The organism is Pseudomonas syringae pv. cilantro (assembly GCF_001293775.1).
Lineage (GTDB): Bacteria > Pseudomonadota > Gammaproteobacteria > Pseudomonadales > Pseudomonadaceae > Aquipseudomonas > Aquipseudomonas syringae_P.
In genome coordinates, this window is the sequence record NZ_LGLN01000032.1 from 238531 (window position 1) to 257325 (window position 18795).

17 protein-coding genes are annotated in these 18795 nt (G+C 60.3%); 6 read left to right on the top strand and 11 right to left on the bottom strand.

The annotated features are described in order from the left end of the window. The first annotated feature begins 307 nt into the window (after positions 1-307). From ABJ99_RS06575 to ABJ99_RS06590, 4 genes are all read left to right on the top strand, one after another. Entirely contained in the window at positions 308-1171 is an 864-nt protein-coding gene (locus tag ABJ99_RS06575; RefSeq protein WP_122235003.1) for an alpha/beta fold hydrolase, read from the top strand. A gap of 62 nt (positions 1172-1233) precedes the next feature. Next, the gene (locus ABJ99_RS06580) at positions 1234-2469 is read left to right on the top strand and encodes an efflux RND transporter periplasmic adaptor subunit (RefSeq protein WP_054085124.1); all 1236 of its coding nucleotides are present in this window, start codon (positions 1234-1236) and stop codon (positions 2467-2469) included. Continuing rightward, entirely contained in the window at positions 2466-3566 is a 1101-nt protein-coding gene (locus ABJ99_RS06585; protein ID WP_054085125.1) for an efflux RND transporter periplasmic adaptor subunit, read from the top strand. The genes ABJ99_RS06580 and ABJ99_RS06585 overlap by 4 nt, the downstream gene beginning before the upstream one ends. Continuing rightward, complete coding sequence (locus ABJ99_RS06590) at positions 3563-6601, top strand: efflux RND transporter permease subunit (protein ID WP_054085126.1); 3039 nt, start codon at positions 3563-3565, stop codon at positions 6599-6601. The genes ABJ99_RS06585 and ABJ99_RS06590 overlap by 4 nt, the downstream gene beginning before the upstream one ends. 39 nt (positions 6602-6640) lie before the next feature. Here ABJ99_RS06590 and ABJ99_RS06595 read toward each other — a convergent pair whose 3' ends face one another. Both ABJ99_RS06595 and ABJ99_RS06600 read right to left on the bottom strand, forming a co-directional pair. Continuing rightward, the gene (locus tag ABJ99_RS06595) at positions 6641-7291 is read right to left on the bottom strand and encodes an HNH endonuclease family protein (protein WP_054085127.1); all 651 of its coding nucleotides are present in this window, start codon (positions 7289-7291) and stop codon (positions 6641-6643) included. Then, complete coding sequence (locus ABJ99_RS06600; RefSeq protein WP_054085128.1) at positions 7278-8636, bottom strand: AAA family ATPase; 1359 nt, start codon at positions 8634-8636, stop codon at positions 7278-7280. The genes ABJ99_RS06595 and ABJ99_RS06600 overlap by 14 nt, the downstream gene beginning before the upstream one ends. A gap of 247 nt (positions 8637-8883) precedes the next feature. Here ABJ99_RS06600 and ABJ99_RS06605 point away from each other — a divergent pair, with 247 nt between their 5' ends. Both ABJ99_RS06605 and ABJ99_RS06610 read left to right on the top strand, forming a co-directional pair. Continuing rightward, the gene (locus tag ABJ99_RS06605; RefSeq protein ID WP_054085129.1) at positions 8884-10080 is read left to right on the top strand and encodes an MFS transporter; all 1197 of its coding nucleotides are present in this window, start codon (positions 8884-8886) and stop codon (positions 10078-10080) included. A gap of 226 nt (positions 10081-10306) precedes the next feature. Then, complete coding sequence (locus ABJ99_RS06610; RefSeq protein ID WP_054085130.1) at positions 10307-11053, top strand: hypothetical protein; 747 nt, start codon at positions 10307-10309, stop codon at positions 11051-11053. Between the two features lie 281 nt (positions 11054-11334). Here the strand turns inward: ABJ99_RS06610 and ABJ99_RS06615 are convergent, their stop codons facing one another. The 9 genes from ABJ99_RS06615 to ABJ99_RS06655 form a co-directional block, all read right to left on the bottom strand. Then, the gene (locus tag ABJ99_RS06615; RefSeq protein WP_054085131.1) at positions 11335-12054 is read right to left on the bottom strand and encodes an alpha/beta hydrolase; all 720 of its coding nucleotides are present in this window, start codon (positions 12052-12054) and stop codon (positions 11335-11337) included. A gap of 63 nt (positions 12055-12117) precedes the next feature. Next, a complete protein-coding gene (gene gspD, locus ABJ99_RS06620; protein WP_054085132.1) occupies positions 12118-14442 on the bottom strand; it encodes a type II secretion system secretin GspD in 2325 nt (774 codons plus the stop codon). Continuing rightward, positions 14442-14972 carry a general secretion pathway protein GspN gene (locus ABJ99_RS06625; RefSeq protein WP_054085133.1) on the bottom strand — a complete coding sequence of 177 codons (531 nt, stop codon included), beginning with the start codon at positions 14970-14972 and terminating at the stop codon, positions 14442-14444. Before ABJ99_RS06625 ends, gspD begins: the two co-directional genes overlap by 1 nt. Continuing rightward, positions 14969-15580, bottom strand: a complete 612-nt coding sequence (gene gspM / locus ABJ99_RS06630) for a type II secretion system protein GspM (RefSeq protein ID WP_054085134.1) — start codon at positions 15578-15580, stop codon at positions 14969-14971. Before gspM ends, ABJ99_RS06625 begins: the two co-directional genes overlap by 4 nt. Beyond that, positions 15555-16625 (bottom strand): type II secretion system protein GspL, encoded by a 1071-nt coding sequence (locus ABJ99_RS06635; protein ID WP_054085135.1) that lies wholly within the window; start codon positions 16623-16625, stop codon positions 15555-15557. The genes gspM and ABJ99_RS06635 overlap by 26 nt, the downstream gene beginning before the upstream one ends. Further along, positions 16622-17356, bottom strand: a complete 735-nt coding sequence (locus ABJ99_RS06640; RefSeq protein WP_054085136.1) for a type II secretion system protein GspK — start codon at positions 17354-17356, stop codon at positions 16622-16624. Before ABJ99_RS06640 ends, ABJ99_RS06635 begins: the two co-directional genes overlap by 4 nt. After that, the gene (locus tag ABJ99_RS06645; protein WP_054085137.1) at positions 17353-17985 is read right to left on the bottom strand and encodes a prepilin-type N-terminal cleavage/methylation domain-containing protein; all 633 of its coding nucleotides are present in this window, start codon (positions 17983-17985) and stop codon (positions 17353-17355) included. The genes ABJ99_RS06640 and ABJ99_RS06645 overlap by 4 nt, the downstream gene beginning before the upstream one ends. Continuing rightward, positions 17982-18353, bottom strand: coding sequence for a type II secretion system protein (locus tag ABJ99_RS06650; protein ID WP_054085138.1), 372 nt, complete (start codon positions 18351-18353; stop codon positions 17982-17984). Before ABJ99_RS06650 ends, ABJ99_RS06645 begins: the two co-directional genes overlap by 4 nt. Continuing rightward, positions 18353-18787 (bottom strand): prepilin-type N-terminal cleavage/methylation domain-containing protein, encoded by a 435-nt coding sequence (locus ABJ99_RS06655; protein WP_007249178.1) that lies wholly within the window; start codon positions 18785-18787, stop codon positions 18353-18355. Before ABJ99_RS06655 ends, ABJ99_RS06650 begins: the two co-directional genes overlap by 1 nt. Positions 18788-18795 lie beyond the last annotated feature (8 nt).

Genomic DNA, 18795 nt, shown 5'->3' on the forward strand with positions numbered 1-18795 from the left:
TTGAGCTTTTCGAGCGCTTTAGCTCGTTTTTCCCCGAACAACCCCGGTGAGTGCTCAAACGCTTCGCTACCCCCTGGACAGCCGAAATGTGAACTGGCCTACATTTTTATGACGCCAGTGACTTGTCGGTCTGATGGCACTGGGTTATCTATAGCCGGGCATCAAGCGCAATCGCTACAGCGTTTCCTGTTTTACCCAAAATAATAACTCACCGGATTTCGCCGCTAACCAGGCGAGGCTCAGGCATGGCTGCTCGGGCAGAGAAAGCAGTACTAATCGTGGGATCGACATCGGCTGGGAGGCTATTATGGGCGCACAATCAAAGATTTTAAGCGTAGGTGAGTACAAGGTTTACACCGAGACTTACTGGAAAAACAGCGAAGCCAAGACCATCTTGCTCGTCAACGGCGCACTGTCGACAACCGGCTCTTTCGGACAGACAGTCAAGTACCTGCAACCCCATTACAACCTGGTGTTGTTCGATCTGCCCTTTTCGGGGCAATCCCGGGCACATAACTCGGATGACATGATCGTCAGCAAGGAAGATGAAGTAAAAATCCTTCTCCAGTTGATCGATTTGTATCAGGTCAACTACCTGCTTTCAGTGTCGTGGGGCGGTGTCTCGGCCCTGCTGGCACTTGCCGAATGCCCGGCATCGGTTGAAAAGGCGATCATCAGCTCGTTTTCGCCGGTCCTCAACGAACCCATGCTCGACTACATCGACAACGCGCAGGTGTACCTCGCAGCCCGCGAGAAACGCAAGATAGGCGCACTGCTCAACGACACCGTCGGCAAGTACCTGCCTCGCCTGTTCAAGCTCTACAATTACAAGCATCTGATCAGTCTCGCCGAACACGAGTACGCGCAGATCGACTTCCATATCAGCCAGATTCGCACATTAAGCGCCAGCAACTACGTCGAGCGTTTTTCATCGATCAAGATCCCGGTGTTGTTCATCAACGGCGAGAAGGATGAATACACCACCGTCGAAGATGCCCGCATGTTTTCCAACTACATTGCCAAAAGCAGCTTCAACGTAGTTCCGGACACCGGGCACTTTCTGGACCTGGAAAGCAAGGCAGCCTGGCATCATTCGCAAAAAACGGCACTGCAGTTTCTGGGCACCGAAGCCAGAAGCGAAGTGTGGCCCAGCGTCACTGCGATGGCATGAAACATCACCGTCAACGTCCGGGAAGCTCATCGGCTTTTCCGGCGTGACGCGGTCATTCATGAATAGCAGCTTACTTGATCGGGCAGTGCCATCCGTTGACGACTTTTTCTCTTGCAACGCTGCTGCGTGCGCTTAGCCGTGCCTGCGGAATATTCCGACCGCTGCATTCCCCCGCCTTTCACCCCGCCCTTGCGCTGGCCGTTGTTTCGCTGCTCTCACTCAGCGCCTGTTCTGCCGGAAAACCCGCAGACAAAGCGCTGGTGCGGGTCGCGGTGCAGCCTGTAACGGCCATGGATATCACCAGCAGCGTGGTCCTGACCGGCGATATTCAGGCGCGCAAGGTGACCGAGCAAGCCTTTCGGGTGTCCGGCAAGCTGGTCAAACGCTACGTGGATGTCGGGGACCGGGTGCGGGCCAATCAAGTGCTGGCCAGGCTGGACCCACGCGAACAGAAGACCGACCTGGCCTCTGTCAACGCTGAGGTCGCGGTCCGGGAATCACGCCTGCACCTGGCAGAGCAGAATTATCAGCGTCAGCAAATACTGCTCCCCAAAGGCTATACCAACCTCAGCGAGTACCAGAAAGCCCGTTCAGGCCTGGACAGCGCTCGCGGGGATCTGGCCGCCTTGCAAGCGCAGCGGGCCAATGCCCGTGATCAGGTGGGTTACACCGAACTGGTCGCGGTGGCCGACGGCGTCATCACCGCCCGGCACGCCGAAGAAGGCCAGGTGGTACAAGCCGCCACACCGGTGTTCAGCCTCGCCCACGACGGCGAGCGCGAAGCCGTGTTCTCTGCCTACGAGTCGCTATTGCGCACCGATCAGACCGGCGGGTCGATCTCGGTGAGCCCGCTGGGCCAGCCGGATATCCGGCTGAGCGGTGTCATCCGCGAAATCACCCCCATCGTGTCTGCCGCCAACGGAACGTTGCGGGTGCGGGTGGCCTTGCCGGACGACGCCACCGTCCCTGCGCTAGGCAGCGTGGTCAGCGCACGCCTTGAAACCCGCTCGCAGTCAGCGTTTGTCCTGCCCTGGTCGGCTTTGAGCCGCACACAGGGCAAGCCTGCGGTATGGCTGGTCGATGAGCAGGCGAAAGTGCGGCTGGCGCCTGTGAAAGTATTGCGTTACGAACAGAGCCAGGTGCTGGTTTCCGAAGGGCTGTCCGAGGGCGATCAAGTGGTTTCCCGAGGGCTGCAATTTCTCTACGCCGGGCAAAAGGTCGAGGTGGCCGAACGCGCCTCGGCCGCAACAGCGGTTTCACTGGCGCTCTCGCTGCGCGGCCTGGAAGCGGTCCGATGAGCACGGCGTCAGACAAACCCCGACCGAGATGCGCCTTCTGGCTGTTTTGCGCACTGATCATCGTGCTGCCGGGCTGCCGCGACAAGCCGCTACGCCCGGTCGCCGAACGTCCGGTGCTGTTCACCGAGATCGTCGACCCGCGCAACGCGGCATCCGGCCGCTTCGCCGGCACTATCCAGCCGCAATACGAAGTGGCACTCGGTTTTCGCGTCGCCGGACGCGTGGCGACGCGTCATGCGGAAATCGGGCAACAGGTGCGCAAAGGCGACCTGCTCGCGACCCTCGACCCCGGTGATCAGCAGCATCAACTGCGCGCACGACAGGCAGAAGTCGGCAAGGCCCAGGCAGCCTGGCAACAAGCGCGAGACGAGCACGTCCGTTATGACCAGTTGTACGAACGCGGCATCGGTTCGCGGGCGCGTCTGGATCAATTGAACAGCGACCTGCGTACGCAGGACGCGATCCGCCAACAGACCGATATCGCCCTGCTGCAAGCCAATGATCATGTGTCCTACACCCGATTGACTGCCGAGTTCGACGGCCTGGTGACTGGCTGGCACGTCGAGGTCGGTCAAGTGATTGCAACCGGCCAACCGGTGGTCAGCCTGGCGCGCCCGGAAAGCCGCGAAGCGGTCGTCGACCTGCCCCTGGGGTTGCTTGACGCGCAGGCTGATAACCGGCAGATCAACGTCATCTCCCAGCTGGATGAGCACGTATCGGCCCTGGCGAAGGTTCGCCAACTGGCGCCGCAGATCGATGCGGGGACGCGCACCCAACGCGTACGCCTGGCCTTGCAGCACACGCCGGACAGCTTCCGGCTGGGCTCGACCGTTACCGTTGAAATCAGCGGCGACGCACCGAACGCTCATGAGCTGCCCGGCAGCGCCGTACTGGAGCGTGATGGCAAGACCCACGTGTGGGTGATCGATCCGTCGACATCGACGCTAAGCCCGCGCGCGGTGCAGGTGTTGGCGCGCAACGGCCCGAACGTACAGCTCGGTGGCGAGCTGCATGCGGGCGAAAAAGTGGTGATTGCCGGGGTCAACGGCATGCAGGCCGGACAAAAGGTGCGTATGCAACGAGAGGTCAGTTTGTGAAGGAGCGTTTCAATCTGTCGGCCTGGGGGCTCAGGCATCGCACACTGGTCTGGTACATGATGTTCGTTTCACTGCTGATGGGCAGCTGGTCATTCCTGAATCTGGGCCGCGAGGAAGATCCGTCGTTCGCCATCAAGACCATGGTCATTCAGGCCCGCTGGCCGGGTGCGACCTTGCCCGACACCCTGCAACAGGTCACCGACCGGCTGGAAAAGAAGCTCGAAGAAATCGATGCGCTGGATTACGTAAAGAGCTACACGCTGGCCGGTGAATCGACGATTTTCGTGTTTCTCAAGAGTGAAACCCGCGGCGCCGACATCCCGGCCGCGTGGTATCAGGTGCGCAAAAAGATCAACGACGTGCGCGCCGAGCTGCCGAGCGGCATTCAGGGCCCGGCGTTCAACGACGAATTCGGTGACGTATTCGGTAGCATCTACGCCTTCACCGCCGATGGTCTTTCGTTTCGCCAACTGCGTGATTACGTCGAACAGATACGCGCCGATATCCGCAGCGTGCCCAACCTGGGCAAGATCGAACTGCTCGGCGCGCAGCGCGAAGTCATCTACCTGAATTTTTCCATCCGCAAGCTGGCGGCGCTCGGCATCGATCAGCGTCAGGTGCTGCAAAGCCTGCAAGCACAAAACTCAGTGACACCGGCAGGCGTCATGGAAGCCGGTCCCGAGCGCATTGCGGTGCGCGCCAGCGGTCAGTTCAGCAGTGAAGAAGACCTTGAGGCCGTAAACCTGCGCTTTGGTGAGCGGTTCTTTCGTCTCAGCGATCTGGCGACCATTGAACGCCGTTATGCCGACCCGCCCTCCTCGCTGTTCCGTTTCAACGGCCAACCGGCGATCGGCCTGGCGGTGGCCATGAAGCAAGGCGGCAACATTCAGGCGTTCGGCACGCAATTGCAGCAGCGCATCGAGGACCTGACCACCGAACTGCCGCTGGGCATTGACGTGCATCTGGTGTCCAGCCAGGCAGAAGTGGTCGAAAAAGCCATCGGCGGCTTCACCCACGCGCTGTTCGAAGCGATCCTGATCGTGCTGGTGGTCAGCTTCATCAGCCTCGGCATTCGTGCCGGTCTGGTAGTGGCCTGTTCGATCCCGCTGGTATTGGCGCTGGTCTTCGTCTTCATGGAGTACAGCGGCATTACCATGCAGCGCATCTCGCTCGGCGCGCTGATCATTGCGCTCGGGCTGCTGGTCGACGATGCGATGATCACCGTGGAAATGATGGTCACCCGCCTGGAAAGCGGCGACTCACTACCGCAGGCCGCGACCTACGCTTACACCTCGACCGCATTCCCGATGCTGACTGGCACATTGGTGACGGTGGCCGGTTTCGTGCCCATCGGCCTGAATTCCAGTTCAGCGGGCGAATACGTATTCACCATGTTCGCCGTCATCGCCGTGGCGCTGTTGCTGTCCTGGCTGGTGGCAGTGCTGTTTGCGCCACTGATCGGCGTGCACATTCTCAAGGCGTCGGCACAGCATGCTGCGCCGGGGCGCTGGATGCGCGGTTTCAGCCGCCTGTTGATCAAGACGCTGGAGCAGCGCTGGTGGGTGATCGGCATCACGTTACTGATGTTCGTCGGCTCGCTGTTTGCGGGCAAGCTGCTGCAGAATCAGTTCTTCCCGGACTCCGACCGCCCGGAAATCCTGGTGGATATCTACATGCCGCAAAACGGCTCCATCGAAGGCACACGCCAGACCATGGACCGCTTTGAAGCAACGCTCAAGGACGATCCCGACGTGCTGCGCTGGAGCTCGTATGTCGGCAAGGGCGCGGTGCGTTTCTACCTGCCGCTGGACCAGCAACTGAGCAACCCTTTTTATGGACAACTGGTGATCGTCAGTCAGGGTGGCGCAGCGCGTGATCGCCTGATCGAACGCTTGCGGCAGCGCTTTCGGGACGACTATGTCGGCGTGGGTGGCTACGTGCAGCCGCTGAACATGGGCCCGCCCGTCGGCTGGCCGGTGCAGTATCGGGTCAGTGGCCCGGACATCGAACAGGTGCGCAGCCAGGCCATGGCGCTGGCCGCCATTCTTGACGCAAATCCCAATATCGGACAGGTCATCTACGACTGGAACGAACCGGGCAAGGTGTTGAAGATCGACATCGCCCAGGACAAGGTGCGTCAGTTTGGCCTGTCGTCCGAAGACGTGGCGCAGATCCTCAACAGCCTGGTCACCGGCACCACCATCACCCAGGTGCGTGACAGCACTTACCTGATCGACCTGGTGGGCCGCGCCGAAAGCGACGAACGCAGCTCGGTGCAGACTCTCAGCAACCTGCAGATCCCGACACCGGACGGTTCGACCGTGCCGCTGCTGGCATTCGCCACCCTCGGTTACGAGCAGGAGCAACCGCTGGTCTGGCGTCGTGACCGGTTGCCGACCATCACCCTCAAGGCCAATGTGCTGGGCAAGCTGCAACCGGCCGCGCTGGTCAAGCAATTGAAACCTGACGTCGACGCCTTCAGCGCCAACCTGCCACTGCGCTACTCGGTCGCCACCGGCGGAGCAGTCGAGGCCAGCGCACGCTCACAAGGGCCGATCCTGAAAGTCGTGCCGCTGATGCTGCTATTGGTGGTGAGTTTTCTGATGATCCAGCTGCACAGCGTGAAAAAGATCCTGCTGGTGGTCAGCGTGGTGCCGCTCGGATTGATCGGGGTGGTCGCTGCGTTGTTGATTTCCGGCTATCCGTTGGGCTTCGTGGCGATACTCGGCGTGCTGGCGCTGATCGGCATCATTATCCGCAACTCGGTGATTCTGGTGACCCAGATCGACGAATTCATCGCCGCAGGCGAAAGTGCCTGGTCGTCAGTGGTCAAGGCCACCGAACACCGCTGCCGGCCGATTCTGCTGACCGCAGCGGCCGCAAGTCTCGGCATGATCCCGATCGCCCGCGAAGTGTTCTGGGGGCCGATGGCCATCGCCATGATCGGCGGCATCGCCATGGCCACCTTGCTGACGTTGTTTTTTCTGCCGGCGCTGTATGTGGTGAGTTATGGGATCAAGCGGCCAACACGCTGATTGGCAGGCATTTGCCGGGCAGGCCCGCAAGGACCCGACTCAGGAGGCCTGCAAAGCCTTGAGCCGACGAATCACATTGACCAGAACAGGGGAAAAGGCCTGGAGCTGTTGTTGTTCATCAGGAACCAATAACTCATCATGCAACAAATCGAGTACGTCATCGCTCTCCAGACCCAGTCCTGAAGAGTTCATGCCCTGTGAATACAGCAAATTATCGATCATTGCTTTACGCTCGCTGATCAACCACTTGTTGGAGGCTTGATCACTGCCAAGATTAAGCACATTGATACAGTCTTGAGCTCGGTCGGTGTTGCCTCGCACCAACCCGGACAACTCGAACTGCAATTCCGTCTCGCACTCCACCATAAGTGGCGTCAAACGCAATAACTGGTGACCATGCGCTTTGCCACATCGACCCGGCTGATTGCAGCTGGCAACGATATTCTTAAAGTCGAGTGTGCGGTGGGGTGCCAGGCGCTGAGCTTCAACGTGCTCGTTGTGAGCACTGGTTTTTTCGAGCGTGATTCTGCGACAGCAGTACGCACACAAACCATGTTGCTCTCGGACACAGGCATGTCGAATGGCATCCTTGATATCGTCCCGGTCGACCAGATCTTCGTATTTCTTTCCCTTGTTCGAGCGCGCCCACTGCTCCAGGACCACGAGAATTCCCTTCTCAATCTTTCGCACGGCGTAATTCCAGCTTGCGGATTAGTAAGGAAGCCTTTGCCAGCTCGATGTGCCCGGATGGCAGGTCAATGGCCAGCTTCTTGTATAGCGAGCGAACCTCCTCCAGATCGCCAGCCATCAGCAATTCTTGAAGTCTGTCCAGACGTTTCTGGACAGCAGCATTGCGAATATCTGTGTCCATGACACTCAACAACACCTGATTGGCATCAAGCCCGTAAAGGCTGTCTTGCTCGCGCAATTCGCCATCGTCCATGACATACACCAGCACATCCTTGCTGTCGCTGATGACCAGCGGCGAATGCGTGGTCAGGAGGAACTGGCAGTTCGGGAATGTGGTGGTGAGTTGGGCGATCAGGCTGCGCTGCCACTTGGGATGCAAGTGCAGGTCGACTTCATCGATCAGCACGATGCCATTGCCATGCAGGGGATTTTCGAGGGCCGGATTCATCATGGCCAGGCGTCTGGCGATATCGCCGACGAGCGCCATCATGGACTTTTCGCCCTGGGACAGCTGAGACACGTTCAGCGTCTGGCCGTCTTTATCGATTGCCATATGCAGGCGCGGCTTGCGCTTGACGCGCAGGTTTGTGAAGCCGGGCATGAAGGCTGCGACCGCATTTCTGACCGCCGTCAGCTGGCGGTCACGCGACGAGGCATGTTCTCTGGTCAGTACTTTCCAGAGTTCTGTATCCACCAGGATCTTTTGAGACAGTTCATTAAGCAGCTCTGTCGAGATGCCCGTTTCATTTTCGCTGTCTTCGCGCTCCCTGAACCATTCGAAAAACCGACGAAAATCCACCCCACGACCCAAGGCGTTGTCGTAGCCGTCCAGTTGATCAAAAGTCCGTTTGCCGTGAATTTTTGGCTGTACATCAAGCACCGAGCGTTCAACTGGATAGAAGGCCAGAATCGGAAGAGACGCATCGATTTTAGAGGTTAACTTTGAGCGGTAGCCATCCGCCAACCAGTTTAACTCGTTCAATACGGTAGATGAGGTGGGGTTACGTCCTTTCCTTGTGGTCGTAATTCCCCAATGGTACTCAGGCCCACTTACCAGAGGATGCAGAATCAGATCATCGTATGCATCAATAAGAATCGAGGACGTTACTGCACCGGCCTGAATCGTGTCCTCATCAATCCGACTACCAACACCTTTAGGCGTCCTGACCCTCGCCACCAGCCAGCTCAATGATGTGGCGACAGACCTGAGCAGCGTCGTTTTCCCCGCGCCATTATTCCCCACCAGCACGGTTACCCTCGACGCATGCCGTTCGGTCGGCGCCAGTGCGACCTCCAGATCACTGAAACGCCCCACATTGATGAGCCTGAAGCTTTTGATTTCCATGAAAGTCCCTGAGGGGATTGATCCAGAACACAATGACGGTCGGCATTATGGCACTCCTGCAAGCCCCGTGAAGACCTCGCCATAAAACGACTCACATCAAATCATCATTCCCGGAAATATCCTGTATCAACTCGCCGTACCTACTTATCCCCCGACAAAACCGTTAGCCTGCTTTCCATCGGTCAACAACTCATCTGTCAGACGCGCCTGGCGTGCTTGCCAGGTTTACGCTCAAGCGAGACTTTTCATGCCCCACTCGTCCCAATCTGCGCATAACACCGTGACCATGACGCCCGGTCTGGTGATGCTGTTCGCGTTCTGCTGTGGCGCGATTGTCGCCAACATTTACTACGCGCAACCAATCATCGAGCTGATTGCGCCTGATATCGGGCTGTCGAGCACTGCGGCCAGTCTGATCGTTTCACTGACGCAGATCGGTTATGCGCTGGGCCTGTTCTTTCTGGTGCCGCTGGGTGATTTGCTGGAAAACCGCCGGCTGATGCTGATCACCACGGTGGTTGCGGTGCTCAGCCTGCTGGGCGCTGCTTTTGCCGAGCAGCCGAATCTGTTTCTGCTGGTGTCGTTGCTGGTGGGTTTCAGTTCGGTGTCGGTGCAGATGCTGATTCCGCTAGCGGCGCATCTGGCACCGGAAGAATCGCGCGGCCGGGTGGTCGGCAGCATCATGGGTGGGTTGCTGTTGGGGATTTTGCTGGCGCGGCCCATTGCCAGTCTGGTGGCTGACCATTTCGGCTGGCGTGCGGTGTTCGGTTCGGCGGCCGTGGTGATGATCGGTATCAGCGTGGTGCTGGCGACCACCATGCCCAAACGCGTGCCTGACCACCGTGCGTCCTATGGCCAGTTGCTGTTCTCGCTCTGGACCCTGTTGCGGACCCAGCCTGTGCTGCGCCAGCGTGCTTTTTATCAGGCCTGCATGTTCGCGACATTCAGTCTGTTCTGGACCGCCGCACCGCTGGAGCTGTCGCGCAATCACGGGTTGTCGCAAACCCAGATCGCCCTTTTTGCCTTGATCGGTGCCATTGGTGCCATCGCGGCCCCCATCAGCGGCCGTTTGGCAGACGCAGGCTATACGCGGATAGCGTCACTGGGCGCATTGCTGTTCGGCGCGCTGAGTTTCCTGCCGGGTCTGATTCACCCTGTCTATAGCGTGATCGGTCTTGCAGTGACCGGCGTGGTGCTGGATTTCTGTGTGCAAACCAGCATGGTGCTGGGCCAGCGCACCATCTACGCACTGGATGCCGCGAGCCGCAGCCGACTCAACGCGCTGTACATGACCAGCATTTTCATCGGCGGCTCGATTGGCTCGGCGGTGGCCAGCCCGTTGTTCGACCATGGCGGCTGGACCTGGGTGTTGATCGCAGGCACGCTGCTGCCGCTGACTGCATTGCTGGCGTTGCTCAGGGATCGATCCAGGCAGAATGCGTAAACGCTGCACTTTGTGATCCAATTGCAGGATAATGCCGCGGCGATGGCATAGCCCATCGCCCTTCTGGCTCTCTCGCACCTCTGGGCTCGCGTATCCGGCACCTCTGGATCTGCGCGATTGAACACGGATTGTACAGACGCCTTTTTCCAAGGCCCTCAACCTGCCGATGCCGTTATTCAGACGCGTCGGCGCATTTGCGCAAAACCCGAACAAGGCAAAAACAGCAATGGATGCAGCACCACGAACAAGCAAGATTTCCGCGATTTTCGCCAAGATATCGATCGGTATCAGCGGCATGATCGGCGTTATCTGGAGCATCTTCACCTACCTGTTCCCGGACCCGGCCGTTCTAGGTCTCAGTGTCGACTTCATCAACTGGAAGACCCTGATCATCATCGTCGGCACGGTCATGGTGTTCAGCGGGCTGGGGATCGCCATCCTCGCCAGAAAGCTCCCGTCGGTACTCAAACTCGGCGTCTGGCTCGGCCTGGCACTGTTCCTCTGTGCTGTGTTCTTCAGGCTGGGCGGCGAATACGCCAAGCCTTCGGTCGAGTTTGCCCGTAGCCAGACATTGTTCACCGAAAACGAAAGCGCCAACCTGTTTGGCAAACGCTCCGAGACCGTCGACAACGTGAGTATGGAGTTGCTGGGTTGTGACCAGAATGGCCAGTCGCCTACCTGTACGCTGGAGCTGACCAACAAGAGCGCAGACCGTGACTTCCGCTTTCTGAACCCGATCAGCCTGTTTGAAGAAACCGGCGGCGCGCTGGGCCTGTCGCAACTGCGTGTCGGTGATGCGAAGTACGACCGCTGGGACAGCTTCCAGCTGATCCGCAACGTCCCTACCCGCGTGACGCTGATCTTTGAAGCGACAAATGGTCGGGTCAAGCAGTCACCTGCCTTGAAGCTGACCTTCCGTGATCGCGAGAGCAAGGAAAACGTGCTCAAGTTCAACGAGGTCAAAGTCAACTGATACAAACTTCTCAGGATGCCCTCAGGGCGGGCTTCTGCCAGGTGGGCGTGGGAGCAGACCGGGCGACGCTTCGTTTGTCCGCGATGGGCTGCGAAGCAGCCCTGAAACCGGTCACCTTGGNGTCTGGTACACCGAGGCGGCTGGTTTTGCTGCCGGTTCCCGGCAGTTCGCGGACAAGTCCGCTCCCACACAAGCGCAGCGAAGCCAGGCCCCTCCTACAAAAACCGACAGTTCGCGGACAAGCGAAGCGTCGCCCGGTCTGCAGTCCTGCGTAGTATCCGCTAGCGGGTTGACTGTTGCAGCCAGTTCGCCAAGTCCGTCACTTCAGCCTCGCTGATGTTGTGCCCAAGGCCTTCATAGCCATGAAACTGCGGCATCAGGCCGAGCGACTTCAGGGTTGCTTCGGCTTGCGGGCCGCTGGCGTAGGCCACCTGGCGATCCTGCATTCCATGACCGATGAAGACTTTCAGGGCCTTGGGGTCATCAGAAGCTTTGACTTCGGATTTAACCATCGGCAACAACCGCCCGCTCAATGCCGCAAAGCCACCGACCAGTGCCGGCTGACGCAACGCAACTTCATAGCTCATCATCGCGCCTTGGCTGAAGCCGACCAGAAACACCTTGCCCGGCTGCGTATGAAATTTTTCAGTGGCCTGCGTGATGAATGCTGTCAGCTGCTTGCCGCTGCTTTTCAGGTCTTCAGTCACGCCGTCGTAGTCCGGCACGCCTGGCTTCTGGGTGAACCATTTGTAGCTGTCAGGTTGCAGTTCGACGGGGGCCTGCACAGACAGGTAGTTGTAAGCGGCCGGAAGCTGATCCTTGAGCCCGAACAGGTCAGCGGCATTGCTGCCGTAACCGTGGATGAAAATCACCAGCGGCTGGTCAGGCTTTTCGACATTCACCCGCGCCAGGTAGTCCAGCGGCAGGTCCGTGTGCAGGGTGTCCTGAGCCTGCGCCATTCCGGCGAAGGCAAACAACAAGGCAGCGAGAAACTTGAGCATCTGTTCATGACCTCTGTTTGACGCTGCCGGATGGGCAGCGTCGTGAACGGAGACCGGCACGCCTCAATTCTGCATGCTGGTCCGCGAAACCTCGGGTTTGAGCAATTGCATCTGCTGACGATAGTCATCCGTCACCTGACGCGCCTGGCTGCTGCTGGTGATGACCCGTGGCGTGATCAGCACGATCAGCTCGGTGCGGTCCTTGGATTTGCTGGTATTGCCGAACAACCATTTCAGGCCGGGGATGCGCCCGAGATACGGCACGGCACTGACCGACTCGGCGTTGTCCTGCTTGATGAGGCCGCCCAACAGTACGGTCTGGCCACTCTGCGCAGCCACTTGGGTCGACACCGAGCGGGTCGAAATACGCGGATTGCCGTTCGGGTCAGTGGAGTTGGTGCCTGTGTCGGCATCACTCACTTGCTGCTGAATATCCATGTACACCAGGCCGCCCGGATTGATGCGCGGCACCACGTCGAGAATCACACCGGTCTGCACATATTCGACGCTGCTCAAAGTGGTGTTGGTAGAAGTGTTGGTGTTGATAGAGGTCTGGCTGATCGGGATGTTGTCGCCGACCTGAATCTGCGCCTGCTGGTTGTTCATGACCACCAGCGAGGGTGCCGACAGCACTTGGGTGCGGCCGTTGGTTTCCAGCGCACGCAATGCCACTTGCAGGTTATTGCTGACGAAGGAGTAGAAGAACGAGTCAGTTGCAGCCAATGCAGCGCCGCCGGTACCGATCGATCCCTGACTGCCCGGGGTGTTGGCAACGTTTCCGGTCGCACCCGAGTTACCTGCCAGACGCCCCAGGTACCACTGCACCCCCATGTCCAGTTCGCCGGTCAGTTTGACTTCCAGAATGCGCGTCTCGATCTGCACTTGCAGCGGCGGGTTATCGAGGCGTTTGATGGCCGACTCGATTTCCTTCCATTGTGCAGGACGCGTGCGCACCAGCAACTGGTTGCTGCTCTTCTGTGCAGTGATGCGCGTGCTGGCATCGAGCGACTTGCCGTTGCCCGCCGAGCCGCTGTCATCCTGACTGGCGGAATCCGAGTCGCCGCCGCTCTGGTCATCGCCCTCCGATTCGCTGTTGGCATTGTTCTGACTGTTGTTCAGCCCCTGGCTGCTGCCAAAACCGCCACCATTGCTCATGCCGCTGCTGTTACCGCCCAGGCCGCTGGAGCTGCTCATGCCGCCCGCGCCACCGCCGCTGGAGTTGAGCGACGACAGCGTGGTGGTGCGCAGCCCCGGCGCCACCTTGGCAGGCGAGTCATCCTTGATCGCGCCTGTGCCGTAGATCTGCCGCAGGTACTTGGCCAGATCGGTGGCCTTCATGTTGCGCACGTCATACACGTACATCTGTGGCTCGTTGCCGCCGCCTTCATCGATGGTGTGAATCCACTCGCCGACTTCGTGCAGGTACTCGGGCTGCGAAGAGATCGCCACCACCGAATTGGTCCGTTCGATGGGTAGAAAACGCACCATGCCCGCCAGCGGCATGCCGCTTTCGGGGCCGAACATCTTCTGCAATTCAGGCATCAGCTCGCCGACCGAGGCGCGTTGCAGGCCAAATACGCCAACCGACATACCTTTCAGCCAGTCCACATCGAAGGTGTCGATGGTGTCCTGATAGTTGGCCAGCTCTTCGGGGGTGCCCGCCAGGCTGAGCACGTTGCGCGCCGGGTCGACCAGCAGGAACGCATTTTCCCGAGCGAACGGCTTGAGCAGTTTCTGCATTTCGGTGGCTGAAATGTAACGCAACGGAAACAGTCGCGCCGACATCCCCGCCGACGGTTGCGCCACGCGCATTTCCGGAACCAGCTTGCCGGCCACCGCCTGACTGGAGGGCAGGATGACGTAGCGGTTACCCTGCTTGATCATCGCGTTGTCAGTCCAGGACAGCAGCGTTTCGAGAATCGACAGCGCCTGCTGCTTGTTGACCGGTTTGGAGGTCGAGAAACTGACATCGCCCTTCACGCCCTGGGCAATGCTGTAATTCTCGTGCAGCAAATCGCCCATGATGCTGTTGATCACCGCCTGAATCGGCTGGTTGGTGAAATTGAAGACAATGTCACCGGTCTCGCCCGGACGCGCTGCCGGGGCGGCTGCAGGCTGGCGGATGAAACGCTGGTTGCCCTTGATGATCTGGCGCTGCGGCGAGGCCGGCGTCTGCTGGGAAGGTGGCTCGACCGGCGGACGCTCGCTGCGCGGGTCTACTGGCGGGCGTTGTGACCCGGTTCCCTGGAGCGCTTCCTGCAGCATGCCATTGTCGGGATCGAGTGTGTCTGACTGTGACGCGCAGCCGCCAAGGGCGACGGCGGTGGCCAGGCAAAGCAAGGGTATGCGCAAGGTAGCGATGGCAGGAACTCCAGAAAAGGTACCCATCACAGGGTGGAATCGTTGGTTAAGGTAATCGGGGGTGTATTCGACGGCGGTGGCAGACGCAGCGCGGGCAGGCGCAGGACTTGCGTGCGATCATCCAGCTTGAACGTGGCCTGGGTGGGCTCCAGCCGGTCGAGCGTCCAGCCATTGGGCAGACGCTCGCCCTGGCGAACTTTCAGTGCCGGGCCGCTGGCCTGTTTGAGCAGTGCAACACGCAACGAGCCGTCCATGATCACCCCGGTCAGGGTCAGGCCGGCCAGGCTGGACGCTTGCACATCGGCGTTACGGACGGTCACATCGGGGCTACGGTCCGGGCTGAAAAGCGGGGTTTTCCAGGTATTGGCCAGACTGTCCAGAGTGGCCGATGGCGCACTGTGGGCCTGGGTTTTCTGGTCCATCGAGTTACGCGGTGCCTGTTCCGGCAGCCAGTCGGGTGAGCGCGCAGCGCCACTTAAGATCAGTGCGATCAGCGCAGCCAGCACTGCGGCCACCGCCAGCAGCGACCACTCCAGCGGGCGTAATGAACCGATCATTGCTCGCCCTCCCCGGCACTCGCCGGTTGCAGGTAGCCGCGTACCAGCAGATGCACCACCAGCTTGCCCGCAGCACCATTGGCCGGCGCAATGGCATCGCGGCGCATACTCATCTCGTCAATGAACAGAAACGGACGCTGGTATTCCAGCGTGTGCAGAATGGCAGTCAGTGGTTCGATGGCGCAGTTCAGGGTCAGGCTGACTTTGACCTGACGATACGGCTCGGCGCTGTCTTGCTCAGGCGTGATCGGCATGCGCTGGGTCAGCTCGCAGCCTCCGCCGGTGCTGGCCTGACTGCTGATCAAATCAGCGATGCTTTGCATCAGGTCCGCCGCCACTGCGCTGGGGTCTTCCCCCGGCAACAGGCTGGTGCTGCTGGCCGGATCGCTGCGCGCCTGTTCCAGCTGCTCGCGCAACGAATCGCCCTGCTGCAAAAGGCCTGCGTAGCGTTGCTGCTGTTCGCGCAGCTGCTCGGTCTGCTCATTGATATCGCGCAAGGGCCCGGCAAACCAGCTGTCGATCAACAGCCAGTATGCCAGGCATAGCACCAGCGCCAGAATGATCAGGGCCGCGCCCCGCCGCTCACGGCTTGTCAGTGGACGACGCATCGGCGTTCTCCTGGTGCAGGTTCTGGTGCAAGTGCGCGCGCAGGGAATACTGATCCTTGCCGGTTTTGGTGTCAGGCTGGATCACGCCCTGGAATTGCGCGTTATCCAGACTGCGGCATTCTTTGATGCGACCGATCAGCGCGCTCGCTTTGCCACTCTGCCCGGAAAACGCCACGTCGGCGCTGTCGCTGATTTCCAGATGCTCGATCCAGGTATCCGAAGGCAGGCAGGCCGTCAATTCGCTGAGCAGCGCCGACAGCGGCGGCTGTTCGGCCTTGCGCCGCAGCAGGTAGTTGGCCGCGCCACGGGTGTTGGTCAACTGCTGACGCAGTTGCTGAATCTCGCCGACCTGCGCCTTCTGCGCCTGAACGCTGGCCTGCATGTCTTCAAGCAGGCTCTGACGATCGTTCAGCCACAACAGCATGGCGCTCAGCAGCAGACCGGCGCACAGCCAGATCAGCCCGCGTTGCAGACGATGGCCGGAACGCGATTGTTGCGGGCGTGCAGGCATGGGCAGCAGGTCGACGCCCATACGCTGCCCTTCGCTGCCGACATCCACAACGTCCGGGCGCAGACCGAGTTCGGCACACTCACCCAGAATCGCGTCCAGCCGCTCGCGCAGTACCGCCACCAGCGTCACCTGCACAAAGCTGGCGCTGCGGCTGTCCTGACGGGCAACGAAGTACAGTTGGCCGGCGTCGAACGGCGTGAAGCGATCCAGTTCGTAGCCAACGACGGTCGACAGGTTGCGCGCCGCAGCGGCAGGCAGTTGCAGCGTTTGCACCAATACCGTCGAAACCGGCAGTAGCAACACGCGACGTACCTGGCCCGGTGCAACGGAAAGCGGCTCGCTCAACGGCCACGCGTGCACCTGCTCGACGGTTTCGCCACCCAGCCATCGACGCAAACGCAGCGGCAGGCAGGCGCGCAATTCCGCGACCCACCATTGCCAGGCGTGTTGCGCCGGGCTGCCGCGCCACTGCCGGGCAACCTGCTCGCGTAACGCGTACACAGGCGCCAGACGTGAAGAAACTGATGAATTCATTCTTGCCAACGCAACACCCGATAGGGTTGTGCGCTTCCCTCCGATGGGCTCAATAAAACTGTGGTCTGTAAAAAGGCAGTGACACCGCCCGGTCGTTCTGCACGGCTGTCGATGGTCAATACCTCACCTGGATCAGCCCCGACCGCACTCTGGTTCGGCAGGTTCAACGCCCGACGCAACAAGCCCGAAGCAAATGCCGAATCAGGTCGATCCAGCCCGCTCCATAATGTAATTTCCGGCAACAGCCGGGTGTACAGCGTTTGGGTCATGCCCGGTAACTGGCGCACTTCCTCGACAACTCGCAGCGGTGACTGGCCGCCATTGCGCTGCGCTTCCAGCACCTGCGCGATACTGCTGGCCTGGTTTCTGGTTGCACCGCAGGCCTGCAACACACGCGAAATGTCAGCCACCGGCGCGCTGTTCAGGTCCAGTTTGCCGCGCTCGCTTCTCACGCTGACAACCAGTTGCGTGTCATCCAGGCGCAACGCCACCAGGCGTCCATCCGCGACCCAACGCTTGCGCTGCGCAGTATCGAGCAACCCCTGCACCGCCATGTTCATGCCACCTTCGGCCGCCAGCAGCGCCTGAGTGTTCTGACGCAACCAGAGGGCCTGCCGGCTTTCCAGCTGCACCCAGCCCGCCAGCCCGCCAAGCAACAGACTCAACAGCGCCAGCACCCAGAGCACCACCAGCAGCGCTACGCCACGCTGCTGGCTGGCTGAATGACTCATTCGCCGCCCGCCCCGCCGGACAAGTCCAGACGCAACGCCACCACTTCCGGCACCCACTTCACGGTGCCTTTGACCTGCATGTCGATCTGCACGGCACGAGGCAGGCGGTTTGGCCAGGGCCACTCGGCTATCCAGCCGGTCGGCTTACCCTTCGGGTTCAGCCCCCGATAACTGAAGGTCAACGATTCGACGTTCTGCAGCAGCACCTGCGGCTCACCCCAGGGCTTGAGCGAAATGCCGTTCGCCGCGGACTGAACCTGTGCGAACGACACCTGCAGACTGCGATGCCCCTCCGGCCCCTTCAGCCCGATGGTATGAACCTGAATACCGCCGCCCAACTCGCCAGGCAACGTGGCGACAAACTGCAATTGCTGTGCCGAGCCCTCAAAAAAACCACTGTTGGCGTCGTCTTCGGCGGACGTATCCAGCGGCAGCGCCTGGCTGATCGAACTGCGCAAAAATGCCTGCGCAGCCCGCACCTCATCCAGGTTGACGGTATAACGCTCAGCCTTGAGCACCGCGCGATTGGCCCCCAGCAATGCCCCGGCGACCAGGACCAGCAACACGCCCAGCAGGCTGATCACCAGCAGCACTTCGAGCAGCGTAAAGCCACGCTGCATACGCTTCATGATCCCGCCCCGGTGACCGCGCCGCGCAGCTTCAGGGTACTGAATTGTGCATGGCGACGGTGCTCACTCATCCTCAGGTCCAGACGAAACAATCGTGGCTGCCCATCAACACCGGCCATCTGCCGAATATCCAGCGTCCAGTCGATGCCCGCCAGCTTGCCCTGACGCGTGCCGTTTTCCAGCGGCCCGGCACCTTCCTGATCCAGGACCGTGCGCGCGGCATGACTGAGCCGGTCGCTGCGCGATACCTGTTGCAAGGATCGCGCACTTTGCCCGAACGCCACCAGCAGAACCCCGCTGCACACCGCCATGACGGTCAATGCGGCGAGCATCTCCAGCAGGGTGAACCCTGACTGCGATGTTTTCATTAAAGCGACCGTACCTGAACGCTGCCGGTCAGCCAGCCAATGTCGATGCGCCAGCGTCGCTCGCCGTCAGCCACCAGCACGTTGCCACCACTGGAACCACCGTCCGGGTAGAACTCCACCGACGAACCCAGATCCGACGCCGTCTGCAAGGTCACCCGCAGACTCTCGGGCCAGCGCTTCTCGCGCTTGCCCGGGGCCTTGAAGGTCGCTTTGCGCAGATCGAACTCAGTGCGGGCCGGCTGGCCGGTGACAATCGCACGCACCCGGGTCGCCCGCAGCGCCTCGACCATATCGCCCACTGCCCGCCGCTCGCTGGCAGTACTCAAACCCTGTTGCAGACCGAACCCCACCAGACCGACGGCAATGCTCATCAACACCAGCACGACCAGCATTTCCATCAGGGTAAAACCACGGCTTGCGACAGGCGTTTTCATACCGCTAT

Bases quoted from the DNA above. Each gene is read 5' to 3' on its own strand.
- ABJ99_RS06610 (WP_054085130.1), top strand. From the start codon at position 10,307: ATGGATGCAGCACCACGAACAAGCAAGATTTCCGCGATTTTCGCCAAG.
- ABJ99_RS06625 (WP_054085133.1), bottom strand. From the start codon at position 14,972: ATGATCGGTTCATTACGCCCGCTGGAGTGGTCGCTGCTGGCGGTGGCC.
- ABJ99_RS06585 (WP_054085125.1), top strand. From the start codon at position 2,466: ATGAGCACGGCGTCAGACAAACCCCGACCGAGATGCGCCTTCTGGCTG.
- ABJ99_RS06645 (WP_054085137.1), bottom strand. From the start codon at position 17,985: ATGAAGCGTATGCAGCGTGGCTTTACGCTGCTCGAAGTGCTGCTGGTG.
- ABJ99_RS06575 (WP_122235003.1), top strand. From the start codon at position 308: ATGGGCGCACAATCAAAGATTTTAAGCGTAGGTGAGTACAAGGTTTAC.
- ABJ99_RS06615 (WP_054085131.1), bottom strand. From the start codon at position 12,054: ATGCTCAAGTTTCTCGCTGCCTTGTTGTTTGCCTTCGCCGGAATGGCG.
- ABJ99_RS06605 (WP_054085129.1), top strand. From the start codon at position 8,884: ATGCCCCACTCGTCCCAATCTGCGCATAACACCGTGACCATGACGCCC.
- ABJ99_RS06640 (WP_054085136.1), bottom strand. From the start codon at position 17,356: ATGAGTCATTCAGCCAGCCAGCAGCGTGGCGTAGCGCTGCTGGTGGTG.
- ABJ99_RS06600 (WP_054085128.1), bottom strand. From the start codon at position 8,636: ATGGAAATCAAAAGCTTCAGGCTCATCAATGTGGGGCGTTTCAGTGAT.
- ABJ99_RS06650 (WP_054085138.1), bottom strand. From the start codon at position 18,353: ATGAAAACATCGCAGTCAGGGTTCACCCTGCTGGAGATGCTCGCCGCA.
- ABJ99_RS06655 (WP_007249178.1), bottom strand. From the start codon at position 18,787: ATGAAAACGCCTGTCGCAAGCCGTGGTTTTACCCTGATGGAAATGCTG.
- gspM (WP_054085134.1), bottom strand. From the start codon at position 15,580: ATGCGTCGTCCACTGACAAGCCGTGAGCGGCGGGGCGCGGCCCTGATC.
- gspD (WP_054085132.1), bottom strand. From the start codon at position 14,442: ATGGGTACCTTTTCTGGAGTTCCTGCCATCGCTACCTTGCGCATACCC.
- ABJ99_RS06635 (WP_054085135.1), bottom strand. From the start codon at position 16,625: ATGAATTCATCAGTTTCTTCACGTCTGGCGCCTGTGTACGCGTTACGC.